The organism is Ramlibacter sp. (genome assembly GCF_035655895.1).
GTDB lineage: Bacteria > Pseudomonadota > Gammaproteobacteria > Burkholderiales > Burkholderiaceae_C > Ramlibacter.
In genome coordinates this window covers 417104-435883 of sequence record NZ_DASRTN010000008.1, presented here as the reverse complement: position 1 = coordinate 435883, position 18780 = coordinate 417104, and the positions used below count along the sequence as shown (strand labels likewise).

Here is an 18780-nt window from a genome sequence, read left to right as displayed (position 1 = left end):
GAGCACGCCGACAAGATGGTGGGCGAGACCACCAAGCTGCTGGCCGCGGCCAAGACCAACAACCTGGACAACCTCAAGGCCGCGTTCACGTCCACCGCCGGCACCTGCAAGTCCTGCCACGACAACTTCCGCAACCAGTGACGGCGCGGCCGGCGGCGCTTCAGGGCAGCAGCCCGTCCCTGCGCAGCGCGGCGAACAGCCGCTCGGCGAGCACGCGGCTGCAGCGGCGGTAGGCGCCGCACAGCGCGGGGTGCAGGTTCTCGCTGGGGAGCTCGGCACTCCAGCGCGTGGCGTAGCGGCCGGCCGGCGCCTCGAACAGGCGGAGCTCCCAGGCCGTGTCGCCGCTCCAGCCGAGCGCGCGGCCGGCCGTGTCCTTGCGCACCGTGTAGTGGCTGGCGCGCACCACCAGCACCGGCCGCCCCTGCCAGCGCCCGACGGCATCGCCGCCCAGCGCCTTGAACGACACCAGCTCCACGCCGGCCTCGAGGCCGGCCCGGCGCGCCTCGGCCCGTAGCCCCTCGGTGAACTGGCCCGCGAAGTCCTGGTACTCGCCGATCCTGGCACGGGCCGGCGCAGGTCCCTGGTAGTCGGCAAAGGCAGCGCCGATCACGTCGGTGTCGACCACCAGCACCACGGAGCGCAGCGGGCCCTGGCCCGTCGGCGGCGCCGGCGTGGTCACGGGAACGCTGCCGCAGGCGGCCAGGAGGGCCGCGAGGGCGAGCGATGCGAAGCGGTGGAGCACGGTGGTCATGGAGCGCGGCGGTCCGTATTCTGCGTGCTGCCGGGCTGCGGAGCCTTCAGCGATGCGACGGCACGGCGCGCCGACCGCCGGCACGGGCTTATCCTGTGGCTGCGTGTGCCGCGCGCCACGCCCTCGTCGAATGCCAGCCGCCCCCCGCATCCCACTGTCCCTCACGCTCGCCCTCGCCTGCCTGGCCGGCGCGCCGGGCGCCGTTCACGCCGATGCCCGCGTGCGCATGGAGGGCGAGCGGATCGTCTTCGAGGGACGGATCACCGCCGCTTCGGCGGCGCAGTTCCGGCAACTCGCCCAAGATCCCGCCGTGCGCCGGCTCGTCATCACCTCCGGCGGCGGCCTGGTCGGGCCGGCGCTGGACATGGCCGAGACCGTGCGCGAACGGGCACTCGACGTGGAGGTACCTGCCACCTGCCTGTCGTCCTGCGCGAACTACGTTTTCCCGGCGGGCCGCCGCAAGGTGCTCGGATGGGCCGGCGCCGTTGGATGGCACGGCAACATGGCGCACGTTCTGTACCTGCAACGCACCGGACAAGGTCAGTGGAGCGAGGCGGCGATGCACGAGGCCCGGCAGCTGGCCTTGCGCGAGGCCGAGCTGTACCGGCAGTGGGGCGTGGACGGCTTCGTGTGCTGGTTCGGCAAGCTGCCGCCGCACTCGGCCCAGGACTTCTACGCCCTGTCGGCGGCCGACATGGCCCTGTTCGGGATCCGCGACGTCACCGTGCTGGACGGGCCGCCACCGGCCGGTGTCGACGCGCCCTTGCGGGTGCAGGTCGACGCCGCCGCGCTGCAGGCAGCCCGGGCCGACGCGGCGCCCTGAGCGACGGCCCGTGGGCCGCCGTGCAACCTCAGGCGTCGGCCTTGATGTTGCGCAGCATGATGATGCCGCCAAAGGTCTTGGTGTCGTTGCGCATGCGAAGCCGCAGGCCTTCGTGGTTGCTGGCGGTGGGCTGCCAGCCGCTGGTGAGCAGGCGGCCGCGGACGTCCTCGGACCGCAGCACGGCGATCAGGGCGGCACTCATCTTGTCGCGCACCGCCGGCGGCAGCGAGGCCGGGCCGGCCATCGCCGTCCACAGCTCGATGTCCGCACCCAGCACGCCCACTTCACGCAGGGTGGGCTGCTCCGGCGCGAGCAGGCTGCGCTGCTCGGAGGTGACGCCCACCGCCCGCATCTTGCCGGCGCGGACCTGCTGCATCGCCAGGCCCGGCGGCAGCAGCGCCGCCTGCAGCTGGCCGCCGATCATGGCGGTGATGATCTGCGGGTTGCCCTGGTAGGGCACGTGCGTGGCGTCGAAGGAGGCGCGCGACTTGAGCAGCTCCATCCCGAGGTGCCCCGGCGTGCCGTTGCCCGGCGAGCCGTAGTTCGCGTGCGAGCCCTGGTTGCGCAGCCACACCAGCCATTCGCCCGGCGTGCTGCCGGCGGCCGAATTGCTGACGACCAGCAGCATCGGCGTGGTGCCGATCAGGGCCACCGGCATCAGGTCGCGTGCCGGGTCGTAGGCGGTGGCGGGATTCAGCAGCTTGGCGATGGTCAGCTGGCTGTTGTTCATCACGCCGAAGGTGTGCTGGTCGCTCGACCGGGCCACCTGGTCGCCGGCGATGGTGCCCGAGGCGCCGGCCTTGTTCTCCACGATGACCGGCTGGCCGAGCGCCTTGGACAGCGGCTCGGCCACGATGCGCGCGGAGATGTCCTGCACGGACCCGGGCGGGAAGCCCACCAGCAGGCGCACCGGCTTGCTGGGCCAGTTCTCGGCGCCCGGCAGGGGCGCCATGGCGGGCTGGCCCGGCTTGGCGGCGGCGGGGCTCGGCTGCGGGGTCCTGGGCCGCGCGGTGGCCGGCGGCGTGGTCTGGGCGAGCGCCGGGGTGCAGAGCGATGCCAGCAGGAGGGCGTCGAACTGGCGGCGGGTCGGTCGGAAAGTCATGAGGGTTCCCTGGTTGTGAAGGCCCCGCGTGGTCGGACTGTCGCCGCCCTGCGCCGGGCTCATGCAATCTAAGGAGGCCTGTTCCGCGGCGCAAGCGGGAAATCGGCAGGGGGCGACCGCGAATCGGCATCGCCGCCACGGCGGCCTTGACGACGTCAGCAGCCCTGTGGCTGGCGCTGCGCGCCGGGGCGGACCAGCTGCACGACGGAAGACCGGGCGCGCGCGCGCAGCTGGCCGCAGCCGCCGTCGACGTCCTGGCCGGCCGAGTGCCGCAGCTTGGTCAGCACGCCGCGGCGGTGGAGATGGCGCGCGATCGCCGCGGCCCGGTCCCAGGACGGACGCCGGTACGGCAGGTCCGGCACGTCGTTGTAGGGAATCATGTTGAGCACCGCGTAGCGGCCGCGCAGCAGCCGCTCGATGCCGTCCAGCTCCTCGTCGGTGTCGTTGACGCCGTCGAGCAGCGTCCACTGCACCTGCATGGGATAGCCGGTGGCACGGGCATAGCGGTCGCCGGCGTCGACCAGGTCGGCCGGCGCGATGCGTGGCGCGCGAGGCAGCAGTTCGGCGCGCAGCTCGGGCCGCGTGGTGTGCAGCGAGAGCGCCAGCGCGGGCTTGACCCGTCCCTGCGGCAGCCGCTCGAACACGCGCTCGTCACCCACGGTCGAGAACACCAGGTTCTTGTGGCCGATGTTGCCCACCGTGCCGAGCAGCTCGATCGCCTCCATCACGTTGGCCAGGTTGTGCGCGGGCTCGCCCATGCCCATGAAGACGACTTTCTTCACGGGGCGCAGCGATCGGGCGAGCGCGACCTGCGCCACGATCTCCGCGCTGCCGATCTGCCGCAGCAGGCCGTCCCGCCCGGTCATGCAGAAGCGGCAGCCCACCGCGCAGCCGATCTGGGTCGACACGCACAGGCCGTCGCGCGGCAGCAGCACGCTCTCGCAGGTCTGCCCGTCGGCCAGCTCCACCAGCAGGCGGGCCGAGCCGTCCTCGCCGGGGTGCTGCGACGCGATGCGCGCCAGTGCCCGCAGTTCCTCCTCGATGGCCGGGAGCGCCTCGCGCAGCGCACGCGGCAGGAAGTCGTCGATGTCCCGACGGCCGCTGTCCTGCGGCAGCGCCTGCGACCACAGGCGCAGGATGCGGCGCTCATGGCCGGGCTTGGCGCCGCAGGCGCGCAGGCGGTCTCGCAGGGATTGCAGCTGGTTCACGCCCCGAGCTTACAGGGCAGGCGCCGCCCCGCACCGCCGCCCGGAGACAATCGGCGCATGACCCCGCCGCCACACGACCTGGCCGAAGCCCGCGAGCGCATCGCGCGTCTGCAGGCGGCGCTGCGGGACCGCGAGATCGACTTCCGGCCGCCGCCGCCGGAGCCCACCACCTGCTGCGGACGCGGTTGCAACGGTTGCGTGTGGGAAGGATTCCATGCGGCCGTGGGCTGGTGGCTGGAGGACGCGGCGCAGCAGCTGTGACCGGCCCGCCGGTGCGCGCCGGTGCCCTCCGGGGTGCTTCAGCGTTTGCGCAGCAGGGCCACCAGCCCGCGTGTTTCCGGCGCAGCGATCGCCACCTTGGCAGGCCGGCCAGCGCGTTCGAGCACGCCTTCGGCGGCCAGGGCGCCCGAGCGCGCCGCGCTCTCCATCGAGAACGGGAGCGCGGTGTCGGTCCAGTCGCCGGCGATCCAGAGCCCCTCGACGTCGGTGGCATTGCGGGGACGCAGGGCCTCCGTGCCAGGGCGCGGTTGCGGCACGGCCATCGGCACGCGGTGCACGCGCGTGTGCAGCACCCGGGCCTGGCGGGCCGCCGGGATGCACTGCTCGATCTCCCGCATGGTGTGCTCGATCACGCGCTCGTCGCTCCAGTCCGGCCGCACCTGCGGCCCGATGGCGTTGCACGCGATCACCGAGCCCTGCCCGGCCAGGCCCGGGCGGATATTCGACAGGTCGTAGAAGTCGGTGTTGAGATTGCCCGGCGCCCAGGTGCGCGCCCAGAAGCAATCCGACGTGATCGGTCGGTCGAACCACACGTAGCTGCTCTGGTAGGGGCTGGGGCGGAAGTAGCGCGCCGCGATCGCCAGCCGCTCCAGCGCGGGCTCCGCGCCGGCGATCGAGGCGAGCTCCTGCGGCGGGAGGGCCAGCACGCAATGCCGCGTGGCGATCACCTGGCCGTCCTGCATCTCGACGCCCGCCAGCCGGCCCTCTTCCAGCCGCAGGCGACGCACGCGTGCCCCGAACAGCACCTGCCCGCCGGACCGCAGGACTGCCCTGCAGCAGCCCGGGACGTAGAGCTGCGCCAGGCCGACCTTGGGGAAGCCGAAATGCCAGCCGCTGCGGCCCAGCATCAGGCGGAACACCCGCATGGCCGAAGCCGCCGAGCACTGCTCGAGGGGCACGTTCAGCAGCGCGAGCATCGCGGATCGCCAGAACCAGTCGATCGGCCGCTGGCGCACGCCGTTCGACTGCAGCCATCCCGCCACGTCCTCCACATCGAGCTCCCGCAGTTCGGCTTCGTTGGTGCGTGCCGCGCGCCAGGCCAGCCGCGCGTGCGAGAGCGCGTCGCGCAGCGACAGGCGCGTCAGGGCACGCGGCAGCAGCGGCAGGCCGTGCAGCGGCGGCAGCCAGCCGCAACCGGGCATCTGCAAGCGCCCCTTCTCGTCGTAGAGGGTGATGAGCGGGTCCGGCTGCCAGTGCACCTGGTCGTCCATGCCCAGGCGCTGCAGCATGGCCATGAAGTTGCGGTGCTCGCTGCTCACGACGTGCGGGCCGATGTCCACCTGCAGCCCGGTCTGCTCGTCGGCCCAGCTGCCGGCCCGCCCCCCCGCGTGCGCGGTCGCCTCCAGCACCGTCACCCGCAGCCCGGCGTCGGCCAGTGCCAGCGCGCAGCGCAGGCCCGCGACGCCCGCGCCGATGACCAGCACGTCGCCGGCGTTCACGGCTGCACTCCGCAGGTCCGGCAGGGACGAGGGGCGGCCGGGCGCACGGTGGGGAACTGGTGGAGCACCCGCGAAGGTTAACGGCAGTGTGGCCGCCGCGGCCGCCTCAGCAGCGACGGCTCACGTCAGCCGATGTTGATGAGGGCACCCATTCGGACTAGTGACGCCGGCCGAAACTGACCACACACTGACCGCACCAGCCGCAGCCATGGCCAACAATGAAAATCCAAGTCATCCGACCCGGCGAGCTCGATCCCCAGATGATGCGGCGCTGGCTGGACCTGCAATCGTGCAACCTCGCGCTCGGCAGTCCGTTCTTCTCGCCGGCGTACGTCCAGGCCGTCGGCGAGAGCCGTGACGACACCTGGGTCGCGGTGATGGAAGACGGCGAGGGCATCGCCGGCTTCTTTCCGTTCCAGCGGCGCTGGGGCGCGGGTCGCCCGGTGGGCGACTGGCTGTCCGACCACCATGGCGTCATCGCCGCACCGCACGCGCAGTGGGACTGGACCGAGCTGCTGCGCGCCAGCCGGCTGGGATTCTGGCAGTTCGACCACCTGCCGGCCTCGCAACGTCCGCCGGCGGGCGTCGCATCAGGCTGCTCGCCGGCCCTGGATCTGTCGGCCGGTTTCGAGGCCTGGCGCGACCGGCGGATCGCCGCCGGCGGCCGCCGGGTTGCCGAGCTGCCGCGCAAGGCACGCAAGCTGGCGCGGGAGGTCGGGCCGCTGCGCTTCGAGGCCGACTGCCGCGACCCACGCGTGTTCGCGACCGTGCTGCAATGGAAATCCGAGCAATGCCGCCGCACCGGTGCGCGCGACTGCCTCGGCCCCGCCTGGACCCGCGAGCTGCTGGAGCGCATCGCCGCGGCCGACCAGCCGCAACTGGCCGGCCGCCTCTCGGCGCTCTATGCGGGCGACGAACTCGTGGCGGCCCACTTCGGCATGCGCTCGCGCACCGTGTGGCACTGGTGGTTCCCCGTCTACAGCCACGCGCACGCGTCGTACTCGCCGGGCGCCCTGCTGCTGACCGAGGTGGCCCAGGCCGCGGCGCGCGAAGGCAGCCAGCTGCTGGACCTGGGCAAGGGCGACGAGAGCTACAAGTCCAGTTTCGCCGACGCCGCCCTGCCGCTGCTGGAGGGCACCGTCGGCAGGGAGTCGGTGGCCACCCACCTGCGCGCGCTGCGCCGCGGCGTGGGCCGGTGGTTGCGCCAGTCGCCCGTGGCCCAGCCGCTGCGCCCCATGCTGCGCCGCATCGGGCGGCTGCAGGCGCTGGTGATCGGCTCGCAGCTGTGGTGGGAGCTGCCGGAACTCGCGCGCCTGGTCTGAGGCGGGCCGTTCAGCCCTGCCACACACCATAGCCGGCGCGCCGCAGGGCGATGCCCAGCTCCACCTCCATCGAGCGCGCCTCGTCGTACGTCATCGGGTTGTAGCGTTCGTACAGCTCCGGGCGCAGCCGCGTGCCCCAGTCGCGCACGAAGCGGTTCGCCTGGATGCCCGCCTTGTGCTTGTCGAAGCGGATGTCGGGGTCGAGACCAGTCATGCCGACATAGACGAACGGCTTGCCGAGCACGTAGTCCGGGTTCGCCCGGCGGAAACGGGCGACATTCCACACCGGATCGTCCAGTTCGACGACGTACACGTGGTAGTGGGGGCGTCCCATGCCCCCGATTGTGGCGGCCTCGGCCGCCCGCGGATCAGCGGCGGCTGCCGCCGCCGGTGCGGCGAACGCACTCGCCGGCCGGGTCCCTGACCGGGGGACCGCAGCGTTCGGGCGCGCCCGGGCGCATGCCGTTCACGGTGCGAAAGCGTTCGTAGCAGGCAGCGCTGCGGTCGAACTCGCGCAGCAGGCGCTCGCAGCGTTCCGAGGCGGCTTCCTCGCGCGGGGCCGGCGCCTCGCTGGTCGCGGGCTGCTCGGACGGCCATGCGATCGGCTGCGCCGTCGCCAGCGCGGGTGCACAGGCGAGCAGCAGGATCGGCAGATGAGGGCGCAGGCGCAGACGGACGGGCATCATGTGGCGATGATGCCAGCGGCGCGGTGCACCGCCGGCTCCGACTGTCAGGCCACCGCGGGCCAGCCACCCCGGACCGACCGGGCGGCCATGGCGAACGCACGTCCCAGGAAGATCGCGTTGCCGTTCACGTAGCGGTTCCACAGGCGGCGCGGTTCGCACGCGAGCCGGAACGCCCACTCCATGCCGACCTTGCGCATCCACACCGGCGCCCGGGGCGTCTTGCCGCCCAGGAAGTCGATGATGGCGCCGCCGCAGACGATCAGGCAGGGGAAGCCGAGCGAGGCGCGCAGGGCGATCGCCACCTCCTCCTGGCGGGGCATGCCCATGCCGAGCACGATCACGCGCGGCCGCTGCATCGCCGCCAGGCGGATGTAGTCCTGCAGCTCCAGGAAGCCGTGCGCGGTGACGCACGGGCTGTCCGGGGCCAGCTTCGTCAGCACCGCCTGCTGGGCGCGATTGAGCCAGGGATCGCGGGTGCCGAACAGCGCGACCGGCTGGCCGTTGGCGCGCGTCAGAAGCTTCGGGATCAGGTCGGTCCCGTTCAGGTTCTGGCCGGGCGGCTGGTTCAGCAGCCGCATCAGCAGCGACACGCCGATGCCGTCCCGCACCACCACGTCGGCCGACAGCAGCGACTGGTAGAACGTTTCGTTCTCGGCGAGCGTGTTCATGGCGTGCGCGTTCACGAACGCGAGCACGCGGGGCTCACCCGGCCGCAGCAGCCAGTCGAGCAGCTGCTGCTCGCCGCGCGGGGTGTGCACCCGCGCCATCGAGCGCATCAGCTGCCACCAGCGCCGGTGCCATTCGGACGGTGATTTCACACGGCCCCCGCGCCATTGAGGACGGCGCCGACCACGCTGACGCCGAACTCCCGCAGGTCCTCCGACAGCTTGATCACGCGCGGCATCGAGCTGCGGTCGCGGCAGGTCACCATCAGCGCGGCGCCCGCGCGGGCGGCAACGGTGCCGGCATCGGCCCAGGCACTGGCCGGCGGGGTGTCGACCAGGATCACCTCGTACATGCCGCGCAGCGAGGAGACCAGGCGCTGGAACCCCGGCCGCGAGAGCAGCTCCTGCGGATTGGGAGGCAGCACACCGGCCGGCAGCACGGTCAGGCCGGGCAGTTCCTTGATGTCGCACATCACCTCGGCGCCGGCACGGCCGGCGAGCACCGCCGACAGGCCGACCTTGCCCGGGATGCCGAAGATGCGGTGCTGGCGCGGACGGCGCAGGTCGGCGTCGATCACCAGCGTGCGCTTGCCCATCTGCGAGAACAGCACCGCCAGGTTGGCCGTGATGTAGCTGCGGCCCTCGCCCGGACCGGGGCTGACGATGGCCAGGGCGGCCTGGTGGCTGTCGTTCTCGAACCAGCGCAGCATCAGCTGCGCGCGCAGGCTGCGCAGGTGCTCCACGGCCGGGCTGTCCGGCTCGTAGGCGGCGACCAGGTCCTTGCCGAGGCCGGCGTCGGGCGACAGGCTTGCATGGCCGAACTGGCGGGCGAGCGCCTGGCGCACGTCCTCGTCGGTCAGCAGGCCCATCGAGATGCCGGCTTCGCCGAACGGCAGGCCGACCTTCTTCTGGTAGTCGTGGATCCGCTCGGCCTCGTCCGGCGTGATGCGGCCGGCGTCCACCAGCAGCGCGCCGATCGGCAGGGCCGGCTCGCGCGGCCCTCCGCCAACGATGTCGAGGTCCCGGTGCAGGGGCAAGATCTGGCTGTTCATGCAAGGCTCCCACGGTAGGCCAGCGCGGGGCGCGTCGGCGCGTTGGCCAGACGGGCCAGGGCGGCGGCGCCGTTGTGCGCCGGCACGGTGGCCAGGATCGGCAGGTGCGTGGCCATCGACAGGTCGTCGACCGAGCGCACGCGGCGGTTCAGCAGTTCCATCAGGATGGCGCCGGCCAGGGCGAGCAGCAGGCCCGCGATGGCGGCCACCGCCAGGGCCAGCCGGGTGCCCGGGCCCTTGGGCTCGAGCGGCTCGACGGCGGTGGCCAGGCGCTGGATGTTGGTCTGGTTCGACAGTGCCTGCAGCTTGGACTGCGAGGCACGCTCGCTGACGGCCTCATAGGCCTTCTGGGCGGCCTCTAGGTCGCGGCGCAGCACCGAGAGCTCGTCGCGGTGACGGTTGAACTGCATGACGCGGGCACGCTGGGCGCTCACGGCGGCCTGCAGCTCGCGCTCGCGGGCACGCCCGACCTCGTAGGCGGTGTTGATCGAGCTGCCGATGCTGCCGGTCTCGGAGGCCAGGCGCGACCGCATGGCATTGAGCTCGTCCTGCATGCGGATCATCTGCGGATGCCGCGCGCCCAGGTTGGCGCTGGCTTCCTGCACGCGCGCTTCCTGGCGGGCGATGTCGGCCTTGAGCGAATTGATCAGCGGGCTGCTCATCGCCTCGGCGGTGTTGCCGGCGGCGGCGCCGCGCTTGTTCGACACGTCGGTCAGCTGGCCCTGCACCATGGTCAGCTGGCTCGACAGCTCGTTCAGGCGCTGGGTTTCCATGTCGACGCCGTTCTCGGCGATCACGCCGGTGCGCTGCTGGTAGGCGGTGAGCTTGTCCTGGGCCTGCTGCAGGCGGTCGCGCGCGAACTTCAGCTGCTCGTCGAACCAGCTGGAGTACTTCTTGGCCGGATCGGTCTTGATGTCCAGCGCGACGTCCAGGTAGGCCTGCGAGAACGCGTTGGCCACCTGCGCCGCCTGCTGCGGGCTGCGACCGGTCCAGGAGATGTTGATCACGTTGCTCTCACGGGCCGGCTTGACGTCCAGGCCGGCCTGCAGGTCGCCGGCGAGCCAGGACTTGAGCGAGCCGCGGCCGCCGGTGGCCTTGCGCCAGTCCTCGCTGGCCTTGGCCTCCTTGTCGAGGCCGAGCATCTCGACCACGCGCTCGGCGACGCGGTCGCTGCGCACGATGTCGATCTGGGTCGCCATGTAGCTGGCGGGCACCGCGGGCTGCCAGGACTGCGAGCCGAGCGGGTCGGTCGAGCGCACGTCGACCAGGACCGGCGCCCGGGCCGTGTAGTAGCTGGGGCGCAGCAGGACCCACGCGAGCGCCAGCGCCACGGTGATCAGGAAGATGGACAAGGCGACGACGCGCCGTGCCCGCAGGATGGAGAAGAGCTGGGTCAGGTTCATGGCGTGGCTTTCAGAACAGGCTCTCGCGCACGAAGATGACGTCGTTGGGCAGGACCGGGTCGGTCAGCTTGGCGTCGCTCTCGACCGCACGGCCGTCGGGGCCGGTGCGCGTCAGGCGCAGGCGATTGAGGCTGCCGCGGGGGGTGGGACCACCGCCCTGGGCGACGGCCTGCATGACCGTCATGCCGCGCTCGATGCGGTACGGACCGGGGCGCTGGGCCTCGCCGTAGATGTAGTAGACCGGCGCCTTGTTCACGAAGATCGTGTCGCCGCCCGAGACCAGGATGTCGTCCTGGTTGCGGGAATTGATGAACAGGCCCGGGATGTCGATGACCTTGCGGAACGGCTGGCCGGCGCGGGTGCCGGTGACGATGAGCGTGTCGTCGCCCATCGGCGTGACCCCCCCGGCCGCGGCGAGCATGTCGCTCACCCGCACGGTGTTGGTCTCCAGCGGGAAGCGGCCGGGCTTCTGGACCTGCCCGAGCACCGCCACCTGGTTGCCGCGCACCTGCAGCAGCACGATGTTGACCTGCGGCTGCTTCAGGAAATTGCCGCTGCGCAGGGCGGCAGCGATCTTGGACTCCGCCTGGCTGATGGTGGAGCCCCCGAGGTTCACGGTTCCCACCAGCGGATAGCTGATGGTCCCCTGCTCGGAGACGCGTGCTTCGACCGTCAGGTCCGGGTTCTGGAAGACCTGCACACGGATCTGGTCGCCGGGGCCGAGCTTGTAGTCGTTGGAGGCCACGGCACTGCCGCTCCCTCCCGCCGGTCCCGCGGCCTGTGCTGTCGCCAGCACGGCCCAGGCTGCCAGCAACAGCAGCCCCAACAATCGAAACACACTTCTCATGATCGCTCTCCCTTCAAAAATGCGGTCTTGATGCCGCCTCAGCGATCGTCCGGTCGGTCAAATGGTGAACTTGACCGCCAATCCGATCACATTGGCGCGGTAGTTGAATGCCGGAAGCGACGAATCGCGCTTCTCGTTGCGCAGCTGGGCGGACACGCCCACCGAGCGCAGCGGTTGCCAGTCCAGGCCCACGGCCAGGACGTTGAACTTGTCGGAGCGGCCGATGTCGACGCTGCCGACGACGTCCTCCCACTTGCGGTTCTCGTGCTCGTAGCGCAGCGTCACGCCGGTCTGCACGGTCGGGCGCCACAGGCCGCCCACGAACACGCGGTCGCTCTCGAGGTGGCCGCTGTCGCCGAACAGGTAGCTGCCGAGGTCGCGGCCGTAGCCGGCGAACACGCGGGTCTTGGCGGTGGCGTCCCAGTTGGCGTTCAGCAGCGCGGTCACGCCGTCGAAGTCACGCGAAGGCGCGCCGTCGTGCTTGCGCTCCAGCCAGGACAGGCGGCCGTCGACACTGGTCTTGGCAGTGAGCGCCCAGCGCACCGTGCCTTCGATCTCGTTGTCCTTGAAGCCGGGCACGCCCAGCACCGAGTTGTTGTAGTCGCCATCGCCACGGCGGTAGCGCAGCGCGGCGGTGTTGCCCGACGCGAACTCGTAGCTGGTGCCCACGCGCACGCTGTCGACGCTGGGGTTGCCGTCCCAGCTGGAGGGATCGGTGCTGGTGGACTCGTTGTGCTGCACGCCTGCCAGCACGCGCCAGCCGGCGCCCAGCCGGTAGCCGCCTTCGAGCAGCTCGTTGCGCTCGGTGCGGCGGCTCACGGCACCGGCCAGGCCGTTGGACGTGACGTCGCGGAACTGGCGCCGGTCGGCGCTGGCGATGCCGTCGAAGCGGTTGCCCAGCGCCCAGTACCAGGCGGCGGCGTAGTTGACCGTGTTGTACTTCAGGGCCAGCTTGTCGTAGTCGAAGCGGTCGACTTCCGCATCGACCACGAAGCGCTGCAGCCCGATGCGCTTGTTGTAGCGCAGGCCCAGGCCCATCGTGGTGATGGTGTCGCTGACCTCGTCGGACGCAGTGCGAAGCACGTTGTCGTCACGCTCGACGCCGGCACGGGCGCGCAGCTGCAGGCCTTCGCGCTCGCCATCGAGCAGGCGCGAGGTCACGGGCGGGAACGGCTGCGAGATCGATGCCGCGGGCGACATCGGCACGGCCATGTTCTCGCCCATGGGGGTGGCCATCGGCGTGCCGGCTGGCTGCGCAGCCGACTCCCCCGGCTGTCCGCCGGGACTCTGGAGCGTGGTCTGCGCATGCACGGCAGCGACCGGGAGCAGGCAGGCCGCGGCAGCAGTCAGCAGGGGCCGGAAGGAAGATTTCTTCATTGGTGTTCTCTCACGAGGAACGCCCGCGCAAGAAAGTGCAACGCATGTTTGCATCTTGATCGTCACGAACGGGCTACGGGCGGACAATGGCTCATTGGGGCTAGTGCTCAATAAGCCGCGCCGTCCTTGAACACCAGGCGGATGGTTCTCCAGATGATGTAGAGATCCAGCCGCAGGGACCAGTTTCGCAGATAGTCCAGGTCGCAGCGAATCCGCGCTTCCATCTTCTCGAGGGAATCCGTCTCGCCCCTGTAGCCGTTGACCTGCGCCCACCCCGTGATGCCGGGTTTGACCTTATGGCGGATCATGTAGCTCTTGATCAACGGGCGGTAGAACTCGTTGTGCGCAACGGCATGCGGCCGCGGTCCCACGATGCTCATCCGCCCCTGGAGCACGTTGATGAACTGTGGAAGCTCATCCATGGAGGTGCGGCGCAGGACGCGGCCGAGCGGCGTCACACGGGCGTCGTCGCGGCGCGCCTGGGCGACCTGCGGGCCATCCTCGGTGACCGTCATCGAGCGGAACTTGTAGACGATGATCTCCTGCCCCCAGACGCCGTAGCGTCGCTGGCGGAAGATCACGGGCCCCGGCGAGGTGAACTTGATGGCGGCGGCGATCGCCAGCATCAGCGGCGACAGCAGTAGCAGGATTGCAACAGCCAGCACGATGTCGCTGCCCCGCTTGAGCACGGCATTGGGTCCGCGGAAGGGCGTCTCGCACACCGAGATCACCGGCATGCCGCAGATCGTGTCGGTGCGACCCTGGATCAGGTCGGTCACGAACATGTCGGGCACGAAGTACACGGACGCCGTGGTGTCCTTCAGCGCATCGAGCAGCTGCTTGATGCGCGGCTGCGATGCCATCGGCAGCGACAGGTAGACCAGCTGCACGCGGTTCTTCTTCACGTACTCGGCGATCTCGTTGATCTGGCCGAGCATCCGGTGGCGCCCGCCGTGGATGCGGTCGGGGGCACGGTCGTCGAAGAAGCCCAGGAGCTCCACGCCGGTGTAGTGCGCCATCGCCAGCCGGTCGGCGAGCGAGCCGCCCTGCTCGTTCATGCCGACCACCACGGCCCGCAACGGCGGACCCTGCAGTCGGATCAGGTGGGGAGCCGCCTCGCGCAGCGCCCAGTGGGCCAGCAGCTGCGTGGTCGGCGCCAGCCACAGCCAGTTCAGCACGACCGGGCGCGAGAAGTCCTCCAGGTGTCCGATCGCGTAGCCCATGGCCAGCAGCAGCCCGCAGGTCCAGGCCCATGCCAGCACGGTGTCGGCCACCACGCGCGCCGCCGAGGCGCGCAGCTGGGGCCGCCCCGGGTAGCCGAGGGCGAACGCGATGATCGACACGGCGAGCCAGCGCGGCGTCAGGTCGCCGTCGATGACCCACACCAGCAGCCACAGCGACAGCACCGTTGCCAGAGGCTCCACCAGCGCTTCCAGCGCCCGCAGCAGGCCGCTGTGGCTGGACATGGCCAGCCCCGGCAGTGGCGGTGCTGGCAGCGACGCGGTCGTGGCCGCGCCGAGGACAGGCTTGGCTTCAGGCATATGCGGCCATCCGGGTGAGCTTGGCCACGGCCTGGGCGCGGTTGGTCACGTCCAGCTTGCTGAAGATGCTCTTCATGTGGTTCTTCACCGTGAACTCGCTGATCCGCAGGATGCAGCCGATCTCCGGGTTGGTCTTGCCCATCGCGACCCACACCATGATCTGGCGCTCGCGCTCGGAGAGCGAACCGAGCCGCACCACGAGCTGCTCGACCTGGTTGCGCTCGGCACCCGGCTGCCGCAGCGGCGCGGGCGGCATGCGGCGCAGCGCCGAGTCGATGAAGGGCACCAGCAGCTTGAGCATCGCCGCGCCGCCGGGGGGCGCCAGGTCGCAGCTCAGCGCCGCGAAGATGCGCTCGCCGCCCAGGCGGGCGTCGCCCACCCCGTGCACCAGCGCGGTCTGCATGCCGGGGACGCCGGGCGCCGGGGCCCAGCCCTGGCCGGCTTCCCCGAGCAGCTGACCGCAGCCGCTGATGTCCAGCTGGCAGGGTTGCGACTGCGCCGCAACCCAGCAGTCGCGGAAGTAGTTGACCAACGGCGCGATGCGAGAGCCGGGGCACAGGTGGGTGCGCAGGCCCGGCAGGCTGGAGATGATGTCGTACTGCAGGTCCCCGGAGCGGAAATCGCCCCAGCCCACCACCAGGATGTCGTGCGGCAGCCATTGCTGCACCTCGCCCTGGAGCCAGCGCCACAGGTCGGCATGGCTGCGCAGCGTGGCCCCCGCGCCTGCGATCTTGAGGAACTGCACTGGATCGAGGTCGGGGACGGTGGGGGTGGTGATCATGCTGCTCTCCCTGGAACTGCGGGTTGGGACTGGGCCACTGAAAGAATCGGACACGGTTGTTTCGGCGCTCCGGCGCGAACTGATGTGACGGGACGTGGATCCCTGAAACGGTGTGTCAGGCGCGTTGCGGGAAGACCACGCTTGACTTGCCTGCGCTGCACGTTGTGTGCAAGACGCCGGTGCAGCGGTACTTCCCTCGCGAAATTCAGCCATGGCGTGATGGTGTGAAAAATGGACATGCCCACGGGGTAGGTTGCACGCGCCGCTTCGTGTCGGCGCTCGCGCACCTTCGTGTCCGCCGAATCCGACACGACCGTCATGTAACGGACCGCGCCATTCCAATTCGAAGTGCAAATCAGCTCTCGATCCTGTTTCCTGTCGATCGGGGCCGCGAGGCGCCATCGTTCACCGGAACGGCGCACGAACAGCGCGGCCGCATGACGCGGCCGAGGAGCGGGGCACGAGCAGGGAGCGGCAGCGAGAGAAAGGCTCGCCGCAGAGAGGTCTGCAGTCGTCAGGTCTCGACGCCGCCGCGTCGCGACGAGCGGGAAGTCGTCTGGACGGTCGCCGCGCGGGATCGGACCGGGAGGTTGGACGGGGCCGTGATCAGAAGCGCGGCAGGTCGTCCAGCATGCGGCCGGGGCGCTCGTCGTCGAGCGAGAGCGTCTCGGTGCCTTCGGGCAGCACGTCGACCTTGACCTCCGGGCCCGGGTGCAGCCTGCCTTCGTCGTCCGGGAAGAGGCTGATGATGGTGTCGCCCTCGACCAGCCGGTCCACCACCTGGTTGACGCGGGTCGGCGCGGGACGCAGGTCCCAGCGTGCGGCGGTCGCATCCATCAGGCCCATCATGGCCTCGACGATCTGCGAGCCCGCGTAGCGCAATGCGGTGATGCCGTAGGTGGCTCTCTCTGCCATGGCGGCATTGTGGTGGCCACGGGAGTGCTGCAGATCAGGCAACCCCGACAACATGCGTGGGAGCGTGCCTACGGTCGGGGCTAAACTGGCGCGCTCCATGGCCGCCGACGATCCTTCCGTGCCTGCCACCATCGGCCGCGCCCACGCGCGCCGCCTGCGCGAGGTGTACCGGTCCGCCGGCTGGCCGTGCCAGGACCCGCTCGAGATCGAGCTGCTCGCGGCCGGCCTGCTCGATCGCGTCCTGGCGCCCAGCGGTCATGAGACGCTGCGCGTCACGCAATCCGGGCTGCAGCTGATCGCGTCGACCCTGCAGACGAACCGCAGCAGGCTGTCGGCGCACGAAGCGCTGGTCGAGCGTGTCGCGCGCGAGATGTGCCGCTCCGGCCGCGTCGCCTGGCGTGGCCTGAGCCTGCGCGCGCAGGTGCCGGTGCAGGATGGCGAGGGGCCGATGCAGTGGTGCATGTGCAAGCCGGACGTCTTCTCGATCCGCAACACCTCCGTCGCCGAGTACGTGGACCCGGTGGTGCACGAGGTGAAGGTGCGCCGCTCCGACCTGCTGGCCGACCTTCGGCAAGCGGCCAAGCGCGCGGCCTATCTGGACCTCGGGGAATGCTGGTACGTGCTGGGCGCGGACGCGCGCGGCCGCTGCATCGGCGCGCCCGAGGAGGTCCCCGATGGCTGCGGCGTCATGGTGCTGGAGCAGGATCGGCTGTGCGTCGCGCGGCCGGCTGCGCGCGCACGGCGCCAGCAACTGCCATTCGGGGTGTGGATGGCGCTGGCGAAAGCGACGCCGGTCGCCGGGCTCGACGAGGACTGCCAGGGCCGGCTCGCTGCCAACGACGGCTGACCGCCCCGCGCGACGGCTGCCTGGGATGCTCGGACTGGCCTTCGTCCGGCTCGGGCGGGTGGCTGCGCTCCGGATCCTTGGCGGGATGCCGCGGCTCGGGATCGCCCGGCTTGTGCTCCGGTTCGGGTTCCGGCTCGGGCGCCGGCGTGCCCGGTGTCGTCATCCCCGCGCGCCTTCCTGGTCGCGCGCGTCCTGCCCCTCCTCCTCGGCATCGGCGGCGGGCGTCGGGATGTCATCCTCGACCCAGAGATCCGGTTCCTCGCGGTCGAGGCCGGGGCTGGGCGGTGTCTGGTCATCGGCCATCGGATGCTCCTGTGCTGGGCACGTCAGATCGGCGGCGGCCGGGCGTGCGGATCCTCGGGTTCGGCCGCCGGCGGCAGCGGCCCGAATTCGGGCTCGACGGGCAGGCGGCTCGGATTGGGCGCGCCGTGATCGGCCTCGTCCTCCGCGCCTTCGTCCGGTTCGACGGGATGGGTGGCCACGTGCCGCGCCTCAGAACTCGCTCTTGGCCCAGAGGGTCGGATCGCTGCAATGCGCGGGATCGTGTCCGGCCGGTGCCGCCGGCGCCAGCGCCGGTCCCGTCCCGCCAGGCGGCGAACATCCGTCATCGAGCTGCGCCGGCGCGGGCTGCGCCGGATGCAGGCTGGGGTCGACTTCGTAGGGAATCATCACGGCCTCCTGGAGCGCCCATGGTGGGCGCCGGGGACCAAGGGTTGCTTCGGCGCGCAGGCCAAGCCGTTGTCGGCGTCCGCCGACGCAAGCGGTCAGGCGCTTTCTTTTTCCTGCTCTTCGCTCTCGACGTCGGGCCGCACGGTGCGGCTCGGGTCGTGGGTGAAGGGCATGCGCGGCAGGCCGATCAGCGCCTGCAGGACGGAGTGCGCACGTTCCATGTCGGCACCCACCATGGCCAGCGCGACCTCGTGGCCCGGTTCGTTGCGCGCCACCTCGACATAGGCTGCGCGCAGACGCTGGTAGTCTTCCTCGGCGCGGGCGAGTTCCTGCTGGGCCACCAGCATCTTGGCGTATTCGGCGCGGCTGTATCGCATGCGGCGATCCTAGGCAACGGTCGGGTCAGCAGGTGTAGGACAACACGCCCAGCCGACCGTCGAGTGGCGGCTGGTGCCGGCTCATCTGTCGTTGACAGCAAAGCCGTCCGGCGCTCCGCTGCCGGGCTTGACCGAGCCATCAGGCAACGGCACCGCGATCGGGGCCACCTCCACCGTGGCAATCCCCTTGTCCGGCGTGAGTCCGATCCGTTCGGCCGTGGCCGGGGACAGGTCGACGATGCGACCGTCCACGTACGGCCCGCGGTCCTGGATGGTCACGATCGCGCTGCGGCCGGTCTCCAGATTCGTCACGCGCGCCTTCGTGCCGAGCGGCAGCGTCTTGCTGGCCGCGTTGTCGTCGCGCGGGTCCATGACCGTGCCATCGGCCATCTTGCGTCCGGCAAAGCGCCGTGCATAGAAGGACGCCTTGCCCACCTGCCGCCGCCCCGACTGGTCCAGCCGGTGCCCGGATGCCGCGGGCTTGGCGGCCTTGGCCGCGCGCTCGGCCGAGGCCGCCGGTGTGCCGGCTTGGCAGACCAGTGCCGTCAGGCCGGCGAGGATGGCAGCCGCCGGCCGCCGAAGCTGTCGAGAAGGCATGGGATCTCCTGCTGTGCTGCACCCGTCGTGCTCGAGCTGCACTCTGCGCACGCCCGACGGTCGCGCGCGTGCGAACGCGGCGCATCGTCGGGTAGGAGA

Annotated in this window: 24 protein-coding genes; 5 read left to right on the top strand and 19 right to left on the bottom strand. The window is 71.1% G+C overall.

Features of this window, described 5'->3' with window-relative positions; all coding sequences use genetic code 11:
- The first annotated feature begins 15 nt into the window (after positions 1-15).
- The gene (locus tag VFE82_RS11695; protein WP_324998332.1) at positions 16-141 is read left to right on the top strand and encodes a cytochrome c; all 126 of its coding nucleotides are present in this window, start codon (positions 16-18) and stop codon (positions 139-141) included.
- Between the two features lie 19 nt (positions 142-160).
- Here the strand turns inward: VFE82_RS11695 and VFE82_RS11690 are convergent, their stop codons facing one another.
- On the bottom strand, positions 161-751 hold the full coding sequence (locus VFE82_RS11690) for a hypothetical protein (protein ID WP_325000483.1): 591 nt from the start codon (positions 749-751) through the stop codon (positions 161-163).
- Between the two features lie 130 nt (positions 752-881).
- On the opposite strand from VFE82_RS11690, the gene VFE82_RS11685 reads away from it, so the two are divergent.
- The gene (locus tag VFE82_RS11685) at positions 882-1574 is read left to right on the top strand and encodes a hypothetical protein (protein ID WP_325000482.1); all 693 of its coding nucleotides are present in this window, start codon (positions 882-884) and stop codon (positions 1572-1574) included.
- A 28-nt stretch (positions 1575-1602) separates the two neighbouring features.
- On the opposite strand, the gene VFE82_RS11680 is transcribed toward VFE82_RS11685, so the two are convergent.
- Positions 1603-2676, bottom strand: coding sequence for a tripartite tricarboxylate transporter substrate binding protein (locus VFE82_RS11680; protein WP_325000481.1), 1074 nt, complete (start codon positions 2674-2676; stop codon positions 1603-1605).
- 155 nt (positions 2677-2831) lie between these two features.
- Positions 2832-3884: an RNA methyltransferase gene (locus VFE82_RS11675; protein WP_325000480.1), complete on the bottom strand. Its 1053-nt coding sequence runs from the start codon at positions 3882-3884 to the stop codon at positions 2832-2834.
- Positions 3885-3941: 57 nt separating this feature from the next.
- On the opposite strand from VFE82_RS11675, the gene VFE82_RS11670 reads away from it, so the two are divergent.
- Positions 3942-4145 (top strand): oxidoreductase-like domain-containing protein, encoded by a 204-nt coding sequence (locus VFE82_RS11670; protein ID WP_325000479.1) that lies wholly within the window; start codon positions 3942-3944, stop codon positions 4143-4145.
- A 38-nt stretch (positions 4146-4183) separates the two neighbouring features.
- Here VFE82_RS11670 and VFE82_RS11665 read toward each other — a convergent pair whose 3' ends face one another.
- Positions 4184-5602, bottom strand: a complete 1419-nt coding sequence (locus VFE82_RS11665; RefSeq protein WP_325000478.1) for a hydroxysqualene dehydroxylase — start codon at positions 5600-5602, stop codon at positions 4184-4186.
- A 218-nt stretch (positions 5603-5820) separates the two neighbouring features.
- Here VFE82_RS11665 and VFE82_RS11660 point away from each other — a divergent pair, with 218 nt between their 5' ends.
- Positions 5821-6924: a GNAT family N-acetyltransferase gene (locus VFE82_RS11660; RefSeq protein ID WP_325000477.1), complete on the top strand. Its 1104-nt coding sequence runs from the start codon at positions 5821-5823 to the stop codon at positions 6922-6924.
- A gap of 10 nt (positions 6925-6934) precedes the next feature.
- Here VFE82_RS11660 and VFE82_RS11655 read toward each other — a convergent pair whose 3' ends face one another.
- The 10 genes from VFE82_RS11655 to VFE82_RS11610 all read right to left on the bottom strand — a co-directional run bounded on the left by VFE82_RS11655 (position 6935) and on the right by VFE82_RS11610 (position 16191).
- Positions 6935-7258, bottom strand: a complete 324-nt coding sequence (locus tag VFE82_RS11655) for a hypothetical protein (RefSeq protein WP_325000476.1) — start codon at positions 7256-7258, stop codon at positions 6935-6937.
- 34 nt (positions 7259-7292) lie between these two features.
- Positions 7293-7610: a hypothetical protein gene (locus VFE82_RS11650; RefSeq protein WP_325000475.1), complete on the bottom strand. Its 318-nt coding sequence runs from the start codon at positions 7608-7610 to the stop codon at positions 7293-7295.
- Between the two features lie 44 nt (positions 7611-7654).
- Entirely contained in the window at positions 7655-8428 is a 774-nt protein-coding gene (locus tag VFE82_RS11645) for a WecB/TagA/CpsF family glycosyltransferase (RefSeq protein ID WP_325000474.1), read from the bottom strand.
- On the bottom strand, positions 8425-9327 hold the full coding sequence (gene epsG / locus VFE82_RS11640) for a chain length determinant protein tyrosine kinase EpsG (protein WP_325000473.1): 903 nt from the start codon (positions 9325-9327) through the stop codon (positions 8425-8427). The genes VFE82_RS11645 and epsG overlap by 4 nt, the downstream gene beginning before the upstream one ends.
- The gene (gene epsF / locus VFE82_RS11635) at positions 9324-10730 is read right to left on the bottom strand and encodes a chain length determinant protein EpsF (RefSeq protein WP_325000472.1); all 1407 of its coding nucleotides are present in this window, start codon (positions 10728-10730) and stop codon (positions 9324-9326) included. Before epsF ends, epsG begins: the two co-directional genes overlap by 4 nt.
- Before the next feature lie 10 nt (positions 10731-10740).
- A complete protein-coding gene (gene epsE / locus VFE82_RS11630; protein WP_325000471.1) occupies positions 10741-11577 on the bottom strand; it encodes a polysaccharide export protein EpsE in 837 nt (278 codons plus the stop codon).
- A 57-nt stretch (positions 11578-11634) separates the two neighbouring features.
- Positions 11635-12954 carry an outer membrane beta-barrel protein gene (locus tag VFE82_RS11625; protein ID WP_325000470.1) on the bottom strand — a complete coding sequence of 440 codons (1320 nt, stop codon included), beginning with the start codon at positions 12952-12954 and terminating at the stop codon, positions 11635-11637.
- Positions 12955-13061: 107 nt separating this feature from the next.
- A complete protein-coding gene (locus VFE82_RS11620; RefSeq protein ID WP_325000469.1) occupies positions 13062-14495 on the bottom strand; it encodes an undecaprenyl-phosphate glucose phosphotransferase in 1434 nt (477 codons plus the stop codon).
- The gene (epsA, locus tag VFE82_RS11615) at positions 14488-15276 is read right to left on the bottom strand and encodes an XrtB/PEP-CTERM-associated transcriptional regulator EpsA (protein WP_325000468.1); all 789 of its coding nucleotides are present in this window, start codon (positions 15274-15276) and stop codon (positions 14488-14490) included. Before epsA ends, VFE82_RS11620 begins: the two co-directional genes overlap by 8 nt.
- Before the next feature lie 606 nt (positions 15277-15882).
- Positions 15883-16191, bottom strand: coding sequence for a hypothetical protein (locus tag VFE82_RS11610; RefSeq protein WP_325000467.1), 309 nt, complete (start codon positions 16189-16191; stop codon positions 15883-15885).
- A gap of 97 nt (positions 16192-16288) precedes the next feature.
- Between VFE82_RS11610 and VFE82_RS11605 the strand changes: the two genes are divergently transcribed.
- Complete coding sequence (locus tag VFE82_RS11605; RefSeq protein WP_325000466.1) at positions 16289-17038, top strand: hypothetical protein; 750 nt, start codon at positions 16289-16291, stop codon at positions 17036-17038.
- A gap of 159 nt (positions 17039-17197) precedes the next feature.
- Here the strand turns inward: VFE82_RS11605 and VFE82_RS11600 are convergent, their stop codons facing one another.
- The 5 genes from VFE82_RS11600 to VFE82_RS11580 all read right to left on the bottom strand — a co-directional run bounded on the left by VFE82_RS11600 (position 17198) and on the right by VFE82_RS11580 (position 18681).
- The gene (locus VFE82_RS11600) at positions 17198-17341 is read right to left on the bottom strand and encodes a hypothetical protein (RefSeq protein ID WP_325000465.1); all 144 of its coding nucleotides are present in this window, start codon (positions 17339-17341) and stop codon (positions 17198-17200) included.
- Between the two features lie 23 nt (positions 17342-17364).
- The gene (locus VFE82_RS11595) at positions 17365-17520 is read right to left on the bottom strand and encodes a stereocilin (RefSeq protein WP_325000464.1); all 156 of its coding nucleotides are present in this window, start codon (positions 17518-17520) and stop codon (positions 17365-17367) included.
- 10 nt (positions 17521-17530) lie between these two features.
- A complete protein-coding gene (locus VFE82_RS11590; protein ID WP_325000463.1) occupies positions 17531-17707 on the bottom strand; it encodes a hypothetical protein in 177 nt (58 codons plus the stop codon).
- Positions 17708-17802: 95 nt separating this feature from the next.
- Complete coding sequence (locus VFE82_RS11585) at positions 17803-18084, bottom strand: hypothetical protein (RefSeq protein WP_325000462.1); 282 nt, start codon at positions 18082-18084, stop codon at positions 17803-17805.
- Positions 18085-18165: 81 nt separating this feature from the next.
- Positions 18166-18681: a septal ring lytic transglycosylase RlpA family protein gene (locus tag VFE82_RS11580; protein ID WP_325000461.1), complete on the bottom strand. Its 516-nt coding sequence runs from the start codon at positions 18679-18681 to the stop codon at positions 18166-18168.
- Between the last annotated feature and the right edge of the window lie 99 nt (positions 18682-18780).

Excerpts from the sequence above, each read along its gene's own strand:
- VFE82_RS11695 (WP_324998332.1), top strand. The coding sequence starts at position 16 with ATGGTGGGCGAGACCACCAAGCTGCTGGCCGCGGCCAAGACCAACAAC.
- VFE82_RS11690 (WP_325000483.1), bottom strand. The coding sequence starts at position 751 with ATGACCACCGTGCTCCACCGCTTCGCATCGCTCGCCCTCGCGGCCCTC.
- VFE82_RS11685 (WP_325000482.1), top strand. The coding sequence starts at position 882 with ATGCCAGCCGCCCCCCGCATCCCACTGTCCCTCACGCTCGCCCTCGCC.
- VFE82_RS11680 (WP_325000481.1), bottom strand. The coding sequence starts at position 2,676 with ATGACTTTCCGACCGACCCGCCGCCAGTTCGACGCCCTCCTGCTGGCA.
- VFE82_RS11670 (WP_325000479.1), top strand. The coding sequence starts at position 3,942 with ATGACCCCGCCGCCACACGACCTGGCCGAAGCCCGCGAGCGCATCGCG.
- VFE82_RS11660 (WP_325000477.1), top strand. The coding sequence starts at position 5,821 with ATGAAAATCCAAGTCATCCGACCCGGCGAGCTCGATCCCCAGATGATG.
- VFE82_RS11655 (WP_325000476.1), bottom strand. The coding sequence starts at position 7,258 with ATGGGACGCCCCCACTACCACGTGTACGTCGTCGAACTGGACGATCCG.
- VFE82_RS11650 (WP_325000475.1), bottom strand. The coding sequence starts at position 7,610 with ATGATGCCCGTCCGTCTGCGCCTGCGCCCTCATCTGCCGATCCTGCTG.
- epsG (WP_325000473.1), bottom strand. The coding sequence starts at position 9,327 with ATGAACAGCCAGATCTTGCCCCTGCACCGGGACCTCGACATCGTTGGC.
- epsF (WP_325000472.1), bottom strand. The coding sequence starts at position 10,730 with ATGAACCTGACCCAGCTCTTCTCCATCCTGCGGGCACGGCGCGTCGTC.
- epsE (WP_325000471.1), bottom strand. The coding sequence starts at position 11,577 with ATGAGAAGTGTGTTTCGATTGTTGGGGCTGCTGTTGCTGGCAGCCTGG.
- VFE82_RS11625 (WP_325000470.1), bottom strand. The coding sequence starts at position 12,954 with ATGAAGAAATCTTCCTTCCGGCCCCTGCTGACTGCTGCCGCGGCCTGC.
- VFE82_RS11620 (WP_325000469.1), bottom strand. The coding sequence starts at position 14,495 with ATGCCTGAAGCCAAGCCTGTCCTCGGCGCGGCCACGACCGCGTCGCTG.
- epsA (WP_325000468.1), bottom strand. The coding sequence starts at position 15,276 with ATGATCACCACCCCCACCGTCCCCGACCTCGATCCAGTGCAGTTCCTC.
- VFE82_RS11610 (WP_325000467.1), bottom strand. The coding sequence starts at position 16,191 with ATGGCAGAGAGAGCCACCTACGGCATCACCGCATTGCGCTACGCGGGC.
- VFE82_RS11605 (WP_325000466.1), top strand. The coding sequence starts at position 16,289 with ATGGCCGCCGACGATCCTTCCGTGCCTGCCACCATCGGCCGCGCCCAC.
- VFE82_RS11600 (WP_325000465.1), bottom strand. The coding sequence starts at position 17,341 with ATGGCCGATGACCAGACACCGCCCAGCCCCGGCCTCGACCGCGAGGAA.
- VFE82_RS11590 (WP_325000463.1), bottom strand. The coding sequence starts at position 17,707 with ATGATTCCCTACGAAGTCGACCCCAGCCTGCATCCGGCGCAGCCCGCG.
- VFE82_RS11585 (WP_325000462.1), bottom strand. The coding sequence starts at position 18,084 with ATGCGATACAGCCGCGCCGAATACGCCAAGATGCTGGTGGCCCAGCAG.
- VFE82_RS11580 (WP_325000461.1), bottom strand. The coding sequence starts at position 18,681 with ATGCCTTCTCGACAGCTTCGGCGGCCGGCGGCTGCCATCCTCGCCGGC.